Raw genomic sequence first — 15,478 nt, 5'->3', positions numbered from 1 at the left:
CGCACAAATAGTAGCGTTGTCTCCAACGTCATAAGTGAATAGCCGAGCACCACGAACGATCAACGATCGATACTTGATCTCAGTCTAAGACCGGAGTGGTAAAACGAATAGGCCCGCCTCGATCGGCGGGCCGGGTCTCATGGAAGCCCTCTGGAAGCAAACCCTATTTCCTTGATACAGGTTTTCTCAGTTGGAAGCCTCGCCCTTTGGTGAAGTCTACCGTGTCTGATTCCTTTCGAAGATGATCCGGCGCATAGCGAGCGTAGATCTTTTCGGTCACCTTGGCCGAGGAATGTCCAAGGTATTGCGATACCCGGGACATTTCGTGGCCATTGGCGATGAGATGCACTGCAGAAGTGTGGCGCAACACATGAGGTGTCACCTTGCCAGGTAGCTTCGCGCGCTTTACGGTTTTCCTGAACGCGTTGTGGATGCTGTGAACCCGATCACCCTTGTACTCAACCACAAAGTCCGAATAGCAGGATTCACGCCAATCCAGGAGCAAATCCGTTGTTCCGTCATTCATTGGAACAAAGGCACGATTTTTGACGTGTTCTAATTCATCGTCCCTGAGATCGATCGTTCGATTGGTGAAGTCGACCTGGTCCCAGGTGAGTTCCAGAATTGCTCCCAATCTGCCAGCAGTTGATAGCATAAGAACTGTGGCGATGTGAAGATGTGGCGTTTGCAGGGTTTCGGCCAGCAAAGTATCGATTTCCGTCTGTGTGAGCCAGCGGTCCACCGGGCGTGATCTTGATGGTTTCCTTAGCTGGTGAGGCGACTCCTTGATCAACTTTTTTCGCTTTGCAAAGTTAAGCGCCATCTGGACAAAGTTAACGTCATGAAAGAGCGTCGTTCTTGAGATCTCGCGCCCGTTTTTCTTTTGAAATTCTTTTCGGCTCACTTCCAGATATTTTCTGACCAATGCGTCGTCGATTTCGAGAGGATGGTAGCTTCCGAAAAACGGTCCGACGTTCTTCCAAATCGATTTCATCTGCTCAGCTGTGCGGCGGCCCTCGAGATCCTCTCCTAAGGCCTCCCAGACCTTTTTGAAGGTCAGTTCGGACCCCAACAATAGAAGTTGGGAATTGTAGACCCTTTGCCCTTCCGGTTTGGCCTCCGAAAGAGTCTTGGCCTCCAATTGGAACCGACGCCGCTACCTTTTTCCGTCAACAACCTCATACCACGTGACGCAAAAACCACCGCGATATTTTCCTATTCTGATGTCGTGCAATTTTCATACTCCTCGATTGCAGTGGCCGGGATGCGCAGCAGCTTTTTTCCGACGCGGTAGGCGTCGAGTTTGCCGGCTGAGATGAGATTCCGGATGGTGTTGGAAGAGCAGTGCCAGCGCTTTGCGAGCTGCTCGGGTGTCGAACTTTTTTCCATCTTGTCTGTCCTTTCCGAGAGCCGATGGCGATCGGACGCAGGTCACTGGCCGGAGGCTCGGCTCCGGAGATCGCCATCAGCTCTCATTGTTGGGGTGTTTAGGTGCGCCGCTCGTGGGCGGTGACGACCTTCTTCGAGACGCGGGTCATCCTGCCGACCTTGAAGCACGGCACCAGACCGCTATCGATGGCAGACCTGATGGTTTGAGGCGAGCACTTCCAGCGCTCAGCCAATTGTTGGAGGGTAAAGACGTTTTCCATGACCATTTCCTTTTTTCCGGTTTTTTACAGACCTGTCGGTCCGGGCGGTCACAGCGACCGCAACAAGATGTTTCGGGGTGGCTGCTGCTCTTGCAGCGATGGAATGTGGACTGGACTTGAACGACTCAATTCCGGTCCCTATTTGCTCGCTGAGGCTCCTTGCTTCGTTGCGTTTGGCGGAAAGAACATTAGCCAAACAAAAAAAGAAGCACGAACATCAAAGTTTCTTATAAGCATCGGAAATCAAACAATACTTTTCCGAGTTTTTGCGGGGTTGAGTGCGGATCCTCACAATATTGCATGCTCGACGCGGAGAATATTTCGCCGCTGATCGACACTCTTGAGACGGTTGAATCTCCGAGTTGATCGACAAAATTCTTACCGATACCCGATTTTGAATTTGAGGGTGCCCTTCGGGGCACCCCCACGATTTGGCTGTTGCCGAACCTAAATACACTCGCGACGCAGCAACCAGGATGACTGCTTCACAGCGGCGATGCTGTCGCGGACATTGCGGCGGGCACGCTGATATGCTTTCCAGCGCTCCGCCAGCTTTCGAAGCGTCTCGATACGTTCGCGCAGGAACACCTGCTCGGAGAATTCTTCTCGCATAACAACGTCTCCGTATTTCGGGCTGAATTCGTTCAGCGCCTTTCTGATGGCGTCACCCATCAGGTCCAGCGCGGTTTCATCGTTGATGGCCATCTGTTCTCCCGCAGTCAGACGATCCAGCGTCTGGGGCAGGAGCCGTTTCAACGGGTCTTGCACGGTCAGACCTGCGTCGCGCCAGCCTTCTGCCAGCCAGCGCCCCTTCCTGATGGCCGTGAGAACCAGCCGTTCGAGTTCGTCCTGCAATGTCGCTTGCATTGGGTATCCTTTCACTTTTCCTGATCTGGGGATTGGCGACCGCCTCTGATCGCAAACAACGGTGGCGGCCCTTCATTTCAGGAAGCGATCATCAGGACCGGCCGAAGGACAGCGTCGATCGCGCCGCACCGAAGCGTCTGATCCTTCATCGCCTCGGCGAGAAGGCAGATATCCTCGACATAGGGCGACGCGGGATCCAGATCCGCGAAATAGGCAGCCTCGATACGATCAACGTCATGGACATTCTCCAGTGACAGCAAATCGCCCGGAGCCTGCAGCTCTACGCTCATCCGACGTGTCAGAACGGTCGATCCAGTCACGTCGTCGATGAGCGCCTGCATGCGCTGTAGCCAGGCTTGCCCTCCGAGAAGCAGGGATGCGTTTTGCAGCCCCTCGCGATGGTGTTGAACGAACCCCCGAAAATCCCGCAGGGTGTCTTGCGAAAAATCCAACATGTTGGACCTCCTTTGCAGCTTGCCACCGGCGGACTTGCCGATGGCTCAAGGCGGCTTGCGGCTCCTTTCGTTTGCGCGATTTCATGTCTGCGGGGCTGCGATCCCGCGGTTAAAAGTCTCTGTCTTGTGGGTATTTTTCTCGGGTCGTTTTTTCCTTGTCTTGGCCTTCAATTAGATTGGCCAGGACAAGAAAAACGAAGTCCGAGGATGCTGCTTTTTTGGGGTTGCTGACGAAAATTCATTGTGTCTCAGAAATACCCGATGTCGGCTTTTTCAGGCTTTGCTGAATCCGTGCTCAATCAGGCTTGCTCAACTTAGCGGCGAACGTTATCAAAGCCTTGCGAGGCTACGGCGCCCTTGCGAGTGGCTGTAGAATGTAACGACGGTTTGAGAAAAACAATTGGTTGAAGCTAACACCGCATTGATCCGCAAGTGCGGTGCCTCAAGAAGTTCAAGCTTCCAGGAAATCCAATTTTCTCGTTGGAAACAGTTTCTCAACGACGGTGTGATGCAGCCATAAAATCGCGCCCAATCAATTTTGCAAACGATCGAGAAACGGAAATTGGCGGAGAAAAGGCAGGCAGACGCAACACCTCATGCAGCATCCTTGATCGAAGGGATGCGAGACTTTGGCTATACGCTTGAGACTGCGATGGCCGATATCATCGACAATTCCATTACTGCCGGAGCATCAAAGGTCGAAATCCTCGCCGAAACCACGACCGATGAACCGTGGATAGCTATTGTTGATGATGGTTTTGGAATGACGGAGGTCGAATTGATCGAGGCCATGAGACCGGGATCCCGGAACCCGCTGGAAGAACGGGAAGGCCACGATCTTGGGCGGTTTGGGCTTGGCTTGAAAAGCGCAAGTTTCTCGCAATGCCGGCAATTGACCGTAATTTCCCGTAAATCTGCCAACGTGGCTGCTGCGACTTGGGACCTGGACAAGGTCGCACAATCCAATGTCTGGAGTGTTGACCTCGAGGACGATCGTTCAGATGTGCCTGCGGCCGCAGAAATTCCAGAAACTGGAACCGTTGTTCTCTGGCGAAAGCTCGATCGACTTTCGACCAACTATCGCAATGACACGCCAAAGCGAGCCGGCGAGATCAACAACGCCCTGTCAGGTGCCGAACGACACCTGCGCCTCTGTTTCCATCGGTTTATGGAGGGCAGCAGACCGAAACTTCGGTTGAAGTTGAATGGACGCCATCTTTCACCGATCGACCCATTTGCTACCGATCATAAAGCGACCCAACGAGACCCCGAAGAGGTCTTGCCGTTGGCGCATGGCAATGTCGTCACTCAGTGCTTTACGTTGCCCCACCATAAGATGATGACGAAGTCGGCTTGGGAAGAACTCGGAGGACGCGAGGGCCATCTGCGCTCACAGGGATTCTACATCTACAGGGAGAAGCGACTGATCATCGCCGGCAGCTGGTTGGGCCTTGCAAGGCAAAAAGAGCTCACGAAGCTATCCCGCGTGAGAGTGGACATTCCCAACACGATGGACGCGGATTGGAAGATTGACGTCAAGAAGGCATCTGCCCAGATGCCGCCTGTTGTTCGAGAGCGTCTTCGCAAGATCGTGGAACGATTGCAGGGGACCTCCAAACGGACTTACCAGCGCCGAGGTCGAAAGCTGGTGGCGGATGAGAACCTTCCACTTTGGAACCGAGTTCTGAAGGATGGAAAGATCATCTATCGTCCGAACACCGAGCATCCTTCCATCACGGGCTTTGCGGAGATTTTGCCTGAAGAGTTTCGGCATAGCTTTCGAGCGTGCATTGCATTGCTCGGATCAGGCCTTCCGGTCCCTGCGCTGCACGCCGACATGCTTGGAAGCGCAGAAAGCGTCGAAGCCGATGAGTCGGATTTTCAGGAGCTTGCAGATATGGCCGAAACGGCAATCAAGGAGCTTCGGAAGATAGGCATGTCTGGTCCAGACGTGGTGCGAACTCTGGGCTCCACTGAACCATTTTTGAACCACAAGGCCCCCATTCGGCGCCTCGTTGAAGATATTGTGCAAGGAGAAAATTCATGACTGCGCAGCTCAGGCATTTGGATGGTGTCGTGTCCCAGTCGCTGGCGCATGAGCGCAAGAGCGGAGACGATCTTCGCAGCTTCATTGCCACCATGAATGTTGCGTTGAATGTCAACGCGGAGCAAGAGGCTCTTGAGCAGCTTGCGCGTGATATCGAACAGCGCTTCGGGATCACCATGGGGCTTGGCGCCATGGTGGATGATGAAAGCTTCAAGCCCTGGCTTGACGATGCCAAGTCGAGCATCAAACCCTTTTACTGGGATCGTTACAAAAAGCTGCTGCACAAAAACGGTTTGCCGCAGGACGTCGTAACCACGACTGACGAGGTCACGGACAGAATTCTCGGCCGGCTCGGCAACCCCAAGCTCGCCGAGCAGTGGGATCGGCGCGGTATGGTCGTTGGCCACGTTCAAAGCGGCAAGACTGCCAACTACACCGGCCTCATCTGCAAGGCAGCGGACGCCGGTTACCGCCTGATCATCGTTATTGCTGGTATCCACAATAACCTACGCAACCAGACCCAGGAACGGATCGATGAGGGTTTCATAGGGCGTGATACCGGAAGGCTTGCCACGCTTGGCAAGAAAGGCAACCGAGCCATCGGCGTCGGACTATTTGATGACAGACATGTCCCTGTAGGCCTTACAAACACTCTATTCGATTTCAAGAAGGATACCGCATCGACAAACACGAGCCAGATCGATTCCTACAAGGTGCCAGTGGTTCTTGTAATCAAGAAAAACCACAATACTCTTAGGAACTTGCTCGATTGGCTGCGCGAGAATAGTGCTCGTGGCGATGATCTGATGATTGATCAGCCAATGCTTCTGATCGATGATGAGGCGGATAACGCATCGATCAACACGAAGTACTCCAAGGAGGAGATCACCAAGATCAACGGCCAAATCCGTGATCTACTGAATCTGTTCCATCGCAGTTGCTATGTCGGGTACACGGCGACGCCATTTGCAAACATCTTTGTTGATCCTGATCAGTATGATGATGCGCTGAAAGAAGACCTTTTTCCCAAGCATTTCATAGTCGGGCTTGATGCGCCAACGAACTACTTCGGAGCGAGCAAGATTTTCATCGATGGCATCCCGGATGAGGGTGATCCTGTTTGGCTAAGGTACATTGCTGACAATGAAGACATTCTGCCAATCAAACACAAGATCGATCAGACTGTCGAAGAACTTCCTGAAAGCCTGAAAGAAGCTCTCCGTGCATTCCTGATTGCACGTTGTATTCGAAATCTTCGAGGGCAAGCGGCATCACACTGTTCCATGCTTGTGAACGCCAGCCGTTTCACAAACGTCCAGGGCAGATTGCGGAATCGTCTACACGAATATTTGACGGCAATCTTGGATTCTCTTCGCGTGAATGGTTCCCGAGGAACCGACGGCCTGCGGGACCCGCAAATCTCTGCTTTGCACGAGACTTGGCTGAATGAATACGCCGACGCCGAACCTGATTGGGAGGGCATCCAGGCCGCTTTGTTGGAAGCCGTCGCGGCAGCGAAAGTTGTGGAAGTGAACAGCCGAGCCAATGGCTTGGACTATTCGGGTGACACCACTACCGGACAAACGGTTATTGCGGTTGGAGGGTTCTCCCTTTCTCGTGGCCTGACACTCGAAGGCCTGACAGTGACTTGGTTTCTGCGAAACACCATGATGTACGACACGCTCATGCAGATGGGGCGTTGGTTCGGGTATCGCGGGGGCTTCGAAGACCTATGTCGGATTTGGATGCCCTCGGAAGCTATCGACTGGTATGCGCATATTGCCGAGGCCAGCGAAGAACTGCACCTTGAACTCAAGAAGATGGAAAAGGCGAAAGCCACGCCGGCCGATTTTGGCCTCGCGGTTCGTAGCCACCCGGCTGCACTGCTTGTGACCGCCCGCAACAAGATAGGATCTGGCCAGAAGCACATTATGATCGGTCTTTCGAACGCTTGGGTTGAAACAGCCAAGATCAGTGCGAAACCAGACGATATCGCGGCGAACCAGAGTTCTGCGGAGCGGCTAATGCAAGACCTCGGCGATCGAGGTTTCACAACGGTTGCTGCAGAGAAGGTAAGCGGCGGCTATCTACTGAGGGATGTGCCGGTTGGCCCGATAGACGAGTTCCTCCTCGGCTGGAGGAACCACGAGCAGGCATTCCTGACGCAGCCTGGACCAATTCGTGCATATATCCGAGATCGGAAGGACGATGAGCTGGAGTTTTGGGACGTTCTCATAACGAGCGTTTCGAGTGATGTTGAGCCATTTCCATTGGTGGATTGGCGACTTGGGCCACAGGTTCGCAGCGTGGGATACAAGGATCTTCGGGATCACGTCCTTTCAATGAGCGGCAAGAGATCCCGCATCGCTTCCAGAGGCGTGGAAAAGGTCGGCGTTGATCCCGCGAAGGCCAAGGAAGCCGAGCTTCAATACCTGCGGGATTTGAAGGAGGACAAGAAACCGGATGGAAAACGGGTGTCCTTCCCGGACAGGATCTATCGCCAAGTGCGCGACAAGCCATTGTTCGTGCTTCATTTAGTCAAGGTGCGCCCGCCAGAAGAAAGCGATCTGCCGTATTTGGATCGCCTGCCGGAAGAACCGGTAATCGGTTGGAGTATAAGCCTTCCACCCTCGGGCAAGCCAAATGAACGGGTGGAATACATCATCAACACCGTGAAATTCCGCGAGATTTACGGAGCAGACGAGGACGATGAAGGGGCTTGGGAAGATGATTGAGGATCCTTGGAATACCATTCAGATCAGCGAAGCCCGCCGTGTTGACAGCCAAGGAAAGCATGACTTTTTTTGGGTCAGGATGCCTGACAAGTCGGTGGGACTCCTGCTGCGGTTGTCTGACGAAACATCGGAAATTCGCCCGCTGCCAAAACTGAAGCATGTCGACGTCTCTTATCAGTTGGTTGATGAGCAGAATTGCTATTGCGTGACTTTAGGCGAAAGCACCCATGTTGATCTCTTTGAAACGCTGTGTCGCGATGTGGTGAAAGCTGCGGAAGAGGCACCAGATCTTCAAAGTGCGTTGGCTCGTGCCGTGAGGCGAACCTTGAGATGGCACCACCTGCTCAGAGGTGGACGAAACCAAGGGATGTCGCTTGAAGAACAGAGAGGGCTTGTCGCTGAGTTGGCCTTTCTACGGGAGCTTGTTCACCATCTTGGAGCTCTCAAGGCGGTGGAAGCATGGAAAGGGCCCGATGAAAGCGCGAAAGATTTTGAACTCCCCGGGAAATTCTTCGAGATAAAGGCAAGACGAAGCGCTGCTCACCCCAAAGTGCGCATCTCCTCGGAAGCGCAACTGATGGACATCGATGGCGCCGACTTGTTCCTGCGGGTTCAGGACGTGGATACTTCGCTCGCTTCCGAAGGCGAAAACCTAATAGATCACGTAGAGCAGACCGAACGGCTCTTTGATGGTGACATAATGGCGCTTGATCTTTGGGAGCAACGTCTTGCGACTATTGGATATTCACCTGAACAGGTTGAGCAGGAAAGACGATGGCATCTCGGAACCAACCGAACGTTCGAGGTCTTGGATGGTTTTCCAAGGTTGATCCCGCCGATGCCACAGGGAGTCGACGGGGTTGAGTATACTATTCGGCTTGATGCCTGCTCGGAATTTGAGCGGAACTTTGCATTGGATATTCTGCTGAACAAGGAAGCCGCAGATGTCTGATCTTGCGGAATTCCATCAAACCTTTATCGCCGACATACAGGGTGATGCCGATGCTTTGGGATTGTACACACAAGAAGCATTCTTTGAGGTGATCGGTGAAATCCTGACGGAGGCTGGCGAAATCGATCAAAGCGATTACGCCTATTTCGATGGTACGGGTAAGAATGGTGTGCTTCTTGAGGTGACAGGATCCGGCGGAGACCCTCTGAACGCGGATGGTATCCTGTCCCTCATTCTCTGCGATTTCGAATTTTCACCCGAAGTTAGAATAACAGATGCGGCCTTTCTCAGGGCCCGTTTCAAAAGACTGGTCGAGTACTTGAGGCACGCACGCAAGGAGGAGTTCAGAGAGGAACTCGAGGAGACAAGCCTTGGTGCAGGTTTGGCTGATCTGATCAGCACTCGATGGAACAGTATCGACAAGGTCAAACTGATATTCGTCACCAATTCGGATAATCGGGCCAAAGTTGATGCAATGCCTGCCGGCGCAATCGACGGTAAGCCGGTCACATATAACGTTTGGGATCTTAAGCGTCTTCAAGCCTATGTGGAACAAGGCAAGGCGCGGGCCGATTTGACCATCGATTTCGCGGAACACTTCGGTGGTGGCATTCCGGTTCTCAAGGCTTCGGGCTCGGATGCAGCGCTCGAGAGCTACATTGCAGTGATCCCGGGCGAACAGCTCGCTCAGATCTACGACAAATGGGGCGCACGTCTTCTTGAATCGAACGTTCGCAGCTTCCTCCAGGCGAGGGGGAACGTGAATCGTGGAATCAGGAAAACTATCGTCGAGGAACCTCACATGTTCCTTGCATACAATAATGGGCTCGCCGCAACTGCCGAGGCGGTTAAGCTCGAGCAAACGGAAGTTGGCCTGATAATAACGCGGGCAGACAACCTTCAGATCGTCAACGGCGGTCAAACCACAGCATCCATCCATGCTGCGCGCAAGATGGCCGGTGAGGGTATCAGGGACATCTTCGTCCAGATGAAGTTGAATGTTGTCCCGCCAATCCTTTCGGACACCGTGGTCCCGAGAATTTCGGAATTTGCGAACAGTCAGAACAAAGTAAATGCTGCCGATTTCTTCGCCAATCATCCGTTCCATGTAAAGATCGAGGAGCTTTCGAGAAAGATTTTGGCCCCGCCCGGAGCTGAAGGCTATCGGGAAACCAAATGGTTCTACGAACGCGCTCGGGGACAATATGCCGATCAGCGCGGCAAACTGTCAGTTTCAGAACGCAAAAAGTGGGATGCTGAGTTCCCGCGAAAGCAGTTTTTCACAAAAACAGATCTTGCCAAATTTGAGAATTCCTGGGCTGGCAAGCCTGAAGATGTCTCGAAGGGCGCGCAAAAGAACTTTGCAGCTTTCGCCAAAACCATCGAAAAAACTTGGGGTCGGAATGGTGATCGTATCAATGAGGCTTGGTTCAGGCATCTGATTTCGAAGGCAATCATCTTCCGAAAGGTGGAGAAGCTCGTTTCGGCTCAGGAATGGTATGAAGGCGGCTACCGCGCGAACATCGTGACATACGCCATTGCCAAGGTTGCACATGACGCACGGGAGCAGGACAAGGTAATTGATCTTGGCCGTGTTTGGCGATCGCAGGACATGCCTGCAGCTCTTGAGAGCGCATTGCTGGTTGCTGGCGCCGAGGCTCAACAGTTGATCACCAATCCCCCTGAGGGCGTTCGGAACATGAGCGAATGGGCCAAGAAACAGGCGTGTTGGGAACAGTTTCGCAAACGCGAACTTTCCTATCCGGATGAATTCTTCCAAATACTTGTCGATCCCGAGGAAGAGAAGATTGAGGAGCGCGAAATAACTGATGATGAAAACCTGACAAAGGGCGTTGAGGCACAAACAAGGGTCTTCGAATTGGGAGCGCCGTTCTGGTCAGAGGCAAAAGTTTGGGGGCGAGCCAACAAGCTGCTTTCGCCCTCTGAGTTTGGCGTTTTGGATGTCTGTTCAAAGATGCCATCGAGATTGCCTACAGAGAAGCAGACGGTGTTTGCGCTCGAGCTGCTCAGGAAACTCGAAGAACATGGATTTTCGAAGATTGATGAAACGTCGGCTTCGTGAGGAGGGTTCTCGCCTCTGAGCGCGGCATCAAGGCTGATAATTCGCCATTTCGACAGAGCGTCTTGTCCTAAGAAAGCTGCCCTCTAATCGAGCAGCTTTCGAACGGACTCTGCGATCTGCCAAGCGAGGTAGGGGGGAACCGCGTTGCCCACCTGATGATATTGCTTGGTGCGCGGGCCGCAAAAGAAATAATTGTCCGGAAATGTCTGGAGACGGGCTGCCTCGCGAACCGTCAATGAACGACACTGTAGCGGATCCGGGTGTATGAAGTAATGCCCGTCTTTCGAAATGTGGCTGGTCACCGTAGTTGATGGTCGATCCGCTACTTGGGTGCGGAACCGGTCAGCGAATTTCCCGGTGCTGCGGTTGCGGTGCATTGGTTGGAGGAATTCGGGAAATTCGACAAGCTTGGGAGCTTTGCCAAAAGCTCTGCTGAAAGCTGATGAAAAGAGATATCGGCCGAGATCACCCGGAATGTGGCCACGGGTTTCGTGCTGTAGCAAGGCCTTGAGGCCATCGTCTGGAAACCAGCCTCGCAAATGACGAGGCATTCCGTTTGGCCGTTGCTTGCTGCTGCTGACGCGTTGGAAAGGCAATTCGTTTGCCTTTTCTATCGAACGTGCAATTTCCCTGACCTCCGCCGGTACAGCTTCCGAGGCTGCAATCGCCGACGCTTGGTTACGTAGCGCCTTTTGCCAAGCTTCGACTGTGTCGCCTTTGCTCAAGCCGCTTCGCAGAATCGGTATGTCGCCGATGGCCTGTTCTACACTCACCAGTGCCTGAGGTTGACCAAGAAGCGGTTCTTCGAGATGCAGTCCCTCTGCCATATCCTTGCGGATGCCGACGACGATCACGCGATGACGTGCCTGGGGAACACCATGATCCTCAGCACTTATGAGAAAGTCTTGCGCGGGTGCACGAGTGCCGTCTTCCGGCGCTGTCTTTGACAGTGGCAGGAGGACATAGCCGTCTCCGGCAGCTTCGAGATCGTCCAGAACACGACTGAAAATGCCACCGCCATCCACTTTGCTCGAGAGCATGCCTTTGACGTTTTCCATGACGAAAGCAGCTGGGCGAAGCCGATGGAGAATTCTAACATACTCACGGTACAGGTAGTGCCTGTGGTCTTCCTCGAGGACGTAGTTTGCCTTTCCCGAATTTCTGGACCGACCAGCCAGCGAGTAAGCTTGGCAGGGAGGGCCCCCGATCAGGATTGTATTTCCGCTGTAGGCTTCACGAGCCCTATCGAGCTCAACCGCCAGTTCCTCGAAGACGCCCTTCTCACCAAGAACCCTTTGCCTGACCTCACGCTCAGCGTGTTTCCAAATCGTCGGATAAAGCTCGGCCCAATCCGGTAGAGCACTGCCGGAATTCAGGGCGTTGTAATATTCAATCGGAAACTCGCGAAATGAGCGTAGAAACGCACGAAGACGGAGTGTCTGGACAGCATGATCATCCATTTCCACCGAAAGATGGATTTTCATGGGCGTGTCTGCATCCCGACCTGCCCGAGAGAATCCTTCGCCCAACCCACCCGGGCCGGCGAACAGATCTATGATGGCAAACTCTTTTGTCATTCGTGTCCCCTTGAGATAGGCCTTGTACCAGGTTTCGCGTCACGCTGAAGCTCGAATTTGCCAGCAAGAGTGTTATGTCGCGTGCATGGCGGACATCGTTGACAGTCGAACCAGATCCCGAATGATGTCGAACATTCGGGGCAGGAACACCAAGCCAGAGGTGTCCCTCAGAAAGGCGTTGCATCGTGCGGGATTCCGCTTTCGTATCAATGCGCGACGCTTGCCTGGCACACCTGACATCGTATTGCCAAAGTGGCAAACCGTGATCTTCGTGCACGGGTGCTTCTGGCATCGGCATCCGGGCTGTCGCAAAGCTACAAAGCCGGCTACGAACATCGAGTTCTGGACGCAGAAGTTCGATGCAAACGTAGAAAGGGACGCTAAGGCGGTCGCACAACTGCTAAGCCTTGGCTGGCGTACGGCGATTGTGTGGGAGTGCGCAGTAATGCCGCGCATTGGAGACGAATTGATTGAACAGGTTGGAGATTTCATTCGCGGTGCTGGAGGCCGCCAAATCGAGTTTGGCGGGTAGGTACCGATATCGCAAAGTCAGCAAAGTCGGCCGAAACGACGGGTTGCGCGGGAGTTACACCAACCTGGTTCAGTGAACCAGAGAACACACGATAAAGCCATCTTGAGATGCGTCAAAATAGGCTTAAGTCATTGACAATAAATGGTTGTTTTGGCTCCGGCGGTAGGGATCGAACCTACGACCAATTGATTAACAGTCAACTGCTCTACCGCTGAGCTACGCCGGAACGGTTCGCGCCGTATAGCAAGGCCGATTCAGGTCGTCCAGAGGGTTTTGCAGGCCCGTGAACAAAAAAATCAAACTCCACCAATGCGTGCAAAACGGGTGTCATGTGCCAATGGATCGCTGGCTTCGATCTCTGATCGACCCATCAGGTCGATCAGATGAGCCAATACGTTGCGCGTGGCAGCAGGCAAGAGAGCCTTGGGCGTATCCACATAGACAAGTTGGGCGATCTGCACTGCGGTGGCGGGCCCTTTGTCAAGCGTCGCAAGAATGGCGGCTTCCCGGGTGCGACGATGCGCGATCAACCATTCCAGCCGTGCGGTCGGGTCGATCACTGGGCCTCCATGCCCGGGATAGAAAACGCGCCAACGCCTCCTGCGCAGCTTTTCGCAGGAGGCCATGAAATCTGTCAGATCGCCGTCAGGTGGAGACACCAGTGAACTGGCCCATCCCATGACGTGATCCGCCGTCAGGCAAGCATCGCCAAACCCAAGGCAGATATGATTGCCGAGATGCCCCGGTGTGTGAATGACATCAAGGTGCCAATCCGGGCCGTTGATCACATCCCCGTCGCGTAGTCGGGTGTCGGGCGCAAAGGAGATATCGACACCCTCTCCTCCGCCTACAAGCCCGTTGTCCGCTAAGCCTTGCATAACGCTGCTTCGCCCATCCGTTGCTGTTCCAAACGCGAGAACGGGTGCGCCTGTGGCCTTGGAAAGGGGGGCAGCCAAGGGAGAATGATCCAGATGTGCATGTGTCACGATGATATGCGATACAAATTGTTCTGAACCGATTGCTCCCATGACCGCGTCAAGGTGCGCCGCGCTGTCTGGGCCCGGGTCGATCACCGCCAGAGCGGTTGTGCCCACAAGGTAAGTGTTTGTGCCTCGATAGGTCATCGGCGATGGATTTGGTGCCACGATGCGGCGCAGGCCGAGTTCCAGTACTTCGGAGATACCTATGGGTGGATCAAAATCGTCTGACGGCAGCATGGTGGTCTTTCGTCTGGGATCGCGGCTCGATAGGGTTTACGCCATGTCCTTTGCCTGGCTCAAACATTATATGCCCCGTGGCATCTACGCGCGCGCCGCGCTGATCCTTCTTCTGCCGGTTGTGGTCGTGCAGCTTGTCGTGTCTGTCCTTTTCGCCCAGCGCCATTTCGAAGGTGTGACGGTTCAGATGGCTGACACGGTCGAGCGCGAGATAAACCTAGTATTGAACGTTTTGTCTGATCTGCCACCTGACGCCGATGTGACGCAGGCCGTACTAGATGCAACCGGTCCGCTGGCCATGATTGTGCAGCGTATTCCGGAGGAGGCGCTGGATGCGCCCAATCAACGCGATTGGGATGACTTTTCCGGGCGTGTTGTGATCCGACGTCTGGGGGAGACGATCCCAGCGATCCGTTCCTTCGATCTGTCCGGGAGCGGTTTGGTGCAGATTGCAGTCGAAAGCGGGACTGGGCCGGTTTCCATCACCTTTGACAGACGCCGCGTTTCGGCCCGAAACCCGCACCAATTGCTGGTCTACATGGTCGTATTCTCGGTCCTGACGACCTTTGTGTCGTTTATCTATCTGCGCAATCAGCTGCGCCCGATCCGGAGGCTTGCAAGGGCTGCCGAAGCTTTTGGCCGGGGACGTCATCTGGCCTATGTACCGGCGGGTGCCACTGAGTTGCGGGCAGCCGGGACTGCTTTTGTCGACATGCGCAACAGGATCGAAAGGCAGATGGAGACACGGACACTCATGTTGTCAGGCGTTAGCCATGATCTGCGCACGCCTCTGACGCGGATGCGATTGGCCCTTTCGATGGTCGATGACGACACGCGCGACGCTTTGGAAGCGGATGTCGACGACATGCAGAACATGATCGACGCGTTTCTTGACTTCGCGAAGGGCGACGGGGAAAGCGAGCCAAAGGCGGTAGATCCGATTGCACTGGCCCAAACACTTGTCGAAGATGCGCAGCGGGGTGATCAACCGGTGACGTTGCACGAGGTGAATGGGCAGGGCACGGTCATGCTGCGCCCGATAGCGATGCGCCGGGCGCTTGGTAACTTGATCAGCAACGCGGTGCGCTACGGCAGGCGCGCCGAGGTCAGCGTGGCACTTACCGATAAGTCGCTGCGCTTCCGGGTCGAAGATGATGGTCCGGGCATTCCAGAAGACCGCCGCGCTGATGCGCAGCGCCCCTTCACCCGTCTTGATCCGTCGCGAAATCAGGACAAAGGCGGTAGTGTCGGGCTGGGATTGGCCATCGCCACCGACATTGCGCGCGCCCATGGTGGCGTGCTGCGCCTCGGCGAAAGCGAGCGGCTCGGTGGTCTGCGTGCCGATATCGTCATCGCCCGGTGAC

The 15,478-nt window shown here is 54.3% G+C and carries 13 protein-coding genes and 1 tRNA gene; 6 read left to right on the top strand and 8 right to left on the bottom strand.

Annotation, left to right across the window (positions count from 1 at the left end; all coding sequences use genetic code 11):
- Window positions 1–163: 163 nt before the first annotated feature.
- The 5 genes from Q1A51_RS00565 to Q1A51_RS00545 form a co-directional block, all read right to left on the bottom strand.
- A complete protein-coding gene (locus Q1A51_RS00565) occupies window positions 164–1,141 on the bottom strand; it encodes a site-specific integrase (protein ID WP_299605684.1) in 978 nt (325 codons plus the stop codon).
- A gap of 74 nt (window positions 1,142–1,215) precedes the next feature.
- Window positions 1,216–1,389, bottom strand: a complete 174-nt coding sequence (locus Q1A51_RS00560; protein WP_299605681.1) for a helix-turn-helix domain-containing protein — start codon at window positions 1,387–1,389, stop codon at window positions 1,216–1,218.
- 98 nt (window positions 1,390–1,487) lie between these two features.
- The gene (locus tag Q1A51_RS00555; protein ID WP_299605679.1) at window positions 1,488–1,649 is read right to left on the bottom strand and encodes a helix-turn-helix domain-containing protein; all 162 of its coding nucleotides are present in this window, start codon (window positions 1,647–1,649) and stop codon (window positions 1,488–1,490) included.
- A gap of 447 nt (window positions 1,650–2,096) precedes the next feature.
- Window positions 2,097–2,516, bottom strand: coding sequence for a hypothetical protein (locus Q1A51_RS00550; RefSeq protein WP_299605676.1), 420 nt, complete (start codon window positions 2,514–2,516; stop codon window positions 2,097–2,099).
- Window positions 2,517–2,593: 77 nt separating this feature from the next.
- Complete coding sequence (locus Q1A51_RS00545) at window positions 2,594–2,971, bottom strand: hypothetical protein (protein WP_299605675.1); 378 nt, start codon at window positions 2,969–2,971, stop codon at window positions 2,594–2,596.
- Between the two features lie 619 nt (window positions 2,972–3,590).
- Here Q1A51_RS00545 and Q1A51_RS00540 point away from each other — a divergent pair.
- The 4 genes from Q1A51_RS00540 to Q1A51_RS00525 are packed head-to-tail and all read left to right on the top strand — an operon-like array spanning window position 3,591 to window position 10,788.
- Window positions 3,591–5,018: an ATP-binding protein gene (locus tag Q1A51_RS00540; protein ID WP_299605960.1), complete on the top strand. Its 1,428-nt coding sequence runs from the start codon at window positions 3,591–3,593 to the stop codon at window positions 5,016–5,018.
- Window positions 5,015–7,753 (top strand): Z1 domain-containing protein, encoded by a 2,739-nt coding sequence (locus Q1A51_RS00535; protein WP_299605673.1) that lies wholly within the window; start codon window positions 5,015–5,017, stop codon window positions 7,751–7,753. The genes Q1A51_RS00540 and Q1A51_RS00535 overlap by 4 nt, the downstream gene beginning before the upstream one ends.
- The gene (locus Q1A51_RS00530; RefSeq protein ID WP_299605671.1) at window positions 7,746–8,705 is read left to right on the top strand and encodes a PD-(D/E)XK motif protein; all 960 of its coding nucleotides are present in this window, start codon (window positions 7,746–7,748) and stop codon (window positions 8,703–8,705) included. Before Q1A51_RS00535 ends, Q1A51_RS00530 begins: the two co-directional genes overlap by 8 nt.
- Window positions 8,698–10,788: an AIPR family protein gene (locus tag Q1A51_RS00525; protein ID WP_299605669.1), complete on the top strand. Its 2,091-nt coding sequence runs from the start codon at window positions 8,698–8,700 to the stop codon at window positions 10,786–10,788. Before Q1A51_RS00530 ends, Q1A51_RS00525 begins: the two co-directional genes overlap by 8 nt.
- An 83-nt stretch (window positions 10,789–10,871) precedes the next feature.
- Here Q1A51_RS00525 and Q1A51_RS00520 read toward each other — a convergent pair whose 3' ends face one another.
- Window positions 10,872–12,365, bottom strand: a complete 1,494-nt coding sequence (locus Q1A51_RS00520; RefSeq protein WP_299605667.1) for a DNA cytosine methyltransferase — start codon at window positions 12,363–12,365, stop codon at window positions 10,872–10,874.
- Window positions 12,366–12,450: 85 nt separating this feature from the next.
- Here Q1A51_RS00520 and vsr point away from each other — a divergent pair, with 85 nt between their 5' ends.
- Complete coding sequence (gene vsr / locus Q1A51_RS00515; RefSeq protein ID WP_299605665.1) at window positions 12,451–12,897, top strand: very short patch repair endonuclease; 447 nt, start codon at window positions 12,451–12,453, stop codon at window positions 12,895–12,897.
- Between the two features lie 151 nt (window positions 12,898–13,048).
- Here the strand turns inward: vsr and Q1A51_RS00510 are convergent.
- Together Q1A51_RS00510 and Q1A51_RS00505 are read right to left on the bottom strand one after the other, a co-directional pair.
- A tRNA-Asn gene (locus Q1A51_RS00510) sits at window positions 13,049–13,123 on the bottom strand.
- Window positions 13,124–13,193: 70 nt separating this feature from the next.
- On the bottom strand, window positions 13,194–14,114 hold the full coding sequence (locus Q1A51_RS00505) for an MBL fold metallo-hydrolase (RefSeq protein WP_299605663.1): 921 nt from the start codon (window positions 14,112–14,114) through the stop codon (window positions 13,194–13,196).
- A gap of 43 nt (window positions 14,115–14,157) precedes the next feature.
- Between Q1A51_RS00505 and Q1A51_RS00500 the strand changes: the two genes are divergently transcribed.
- Window positions 14,158–15,477 carry an ATP-binding protein gene (locus tag Q1A51_RS00500; protein WP_299605957.1) on the top strand — a complete coding sequence of 440 codons (1,320 nt, stop codon included), beginning with the start codon at window positions 14,158–14,160 and terminating at the stop codon, window positions 15,475–15,477.
- Window position 15,478 lies beyond the last annotated feature (1 nt).

Origin of the sequence: uncultured Tateyamaria sp., assembly GCF_947496075.1 — a bacterium.
In the GTDB taxonomy this organism is placed as follows: domain Bacteria; phylum Pseudomonadota; class Alphaproteobacteria; order Rhodobacterales; family Rhodobacteraceae; genus Tateyamaria.
The sequence above is the reverse complement of the archived record's forward strand: the minus strand, read 5'-3'. Positions and strand labels throughout refer to the sequence as shown.

Coding starts and splice junctions, on each gene's coding strand:
- Q1A51_RS00560 (WP_299605681.1), bottom strand. CDS start 1,389: ATGGAAAAAAGTTCGACACCCGAGCAGCTCGCAAAGCGCTGGCACTGC.
- Q1A51_RS00555 (WP_299605679.1), bottom strand. CDS start 1,649: ATGGAAAACGTCTTTACCCTCCAACAATTGGCTGAGCGCTGGAAGTGC.
- Q1A51_RS00550 (WP_299605676.1), bottom strand. CDS start 2,516: ATGCAAGCGACATTGCAGGACGAACTCGAACGGCTGGTTCTCACGGCC.
- Q1A51_RS00545 (WP_299605675.1), bottom strand. CDS start 2,971: ATGTTGGATTTTTCGCAAGACACCCTGCGGGATTTTCGGGGGTTCGTT.
- Q1A51_RS00540 (WP_299605960.1), top strand. CDS start 3,591: ATGCGAGACTTTGGCTATACGCTTGAGACTGCGATGGCCGATATCATC.
- Q1A51_RS00535 (WP_299605673.1), top strand. CDS start 5,015: ATGACTGCGCAGCTCAGGCATTTGGATGGTGTCGTGTCCCAGTCGCTG.
- Q1A51_RS00530 (WP_299605671.1), top strand. CDS start 7,746: ATGATTGAGGATCCTTGGAATACCATTCAGATCAGCGAAGCCCGCCGT.
- Q1A51_RS00525 (WP_299605669.1), top strand. CDS start 8,698: ATGTCTGATCTTGCGGAATTCCATCAAACCTTTATCGCCGACATACAG.
- Q1A51_RS00520 (WP_299605667.1), bottom strand. CDS start 12,365: ATGACAAAAGAGTTTGCCATCATAGATCTGTTCGCCGGCCCGGGTGGG.
- vsr (WP_299605665.1), top strand. CDS start 12,451: ATGGCGGACATCGTTGACAGTCGAACCAGATCCCGAATGATGTCGAAC.
- Q1A51_RS00505 (WP_299605663.1), bottom strand. CDS start 14,114: ATGCTGCCGTCAGACGATTTTGATCCACCCATAGGTATCTCCGAAGTA.
- Q1A51_RS00500 (WP_299605957.1), top strand. CDS start 14,158: ATGTCCTTTGCCTGGCTCAAACATTATATGCCCCGTGGCATCTACGCG.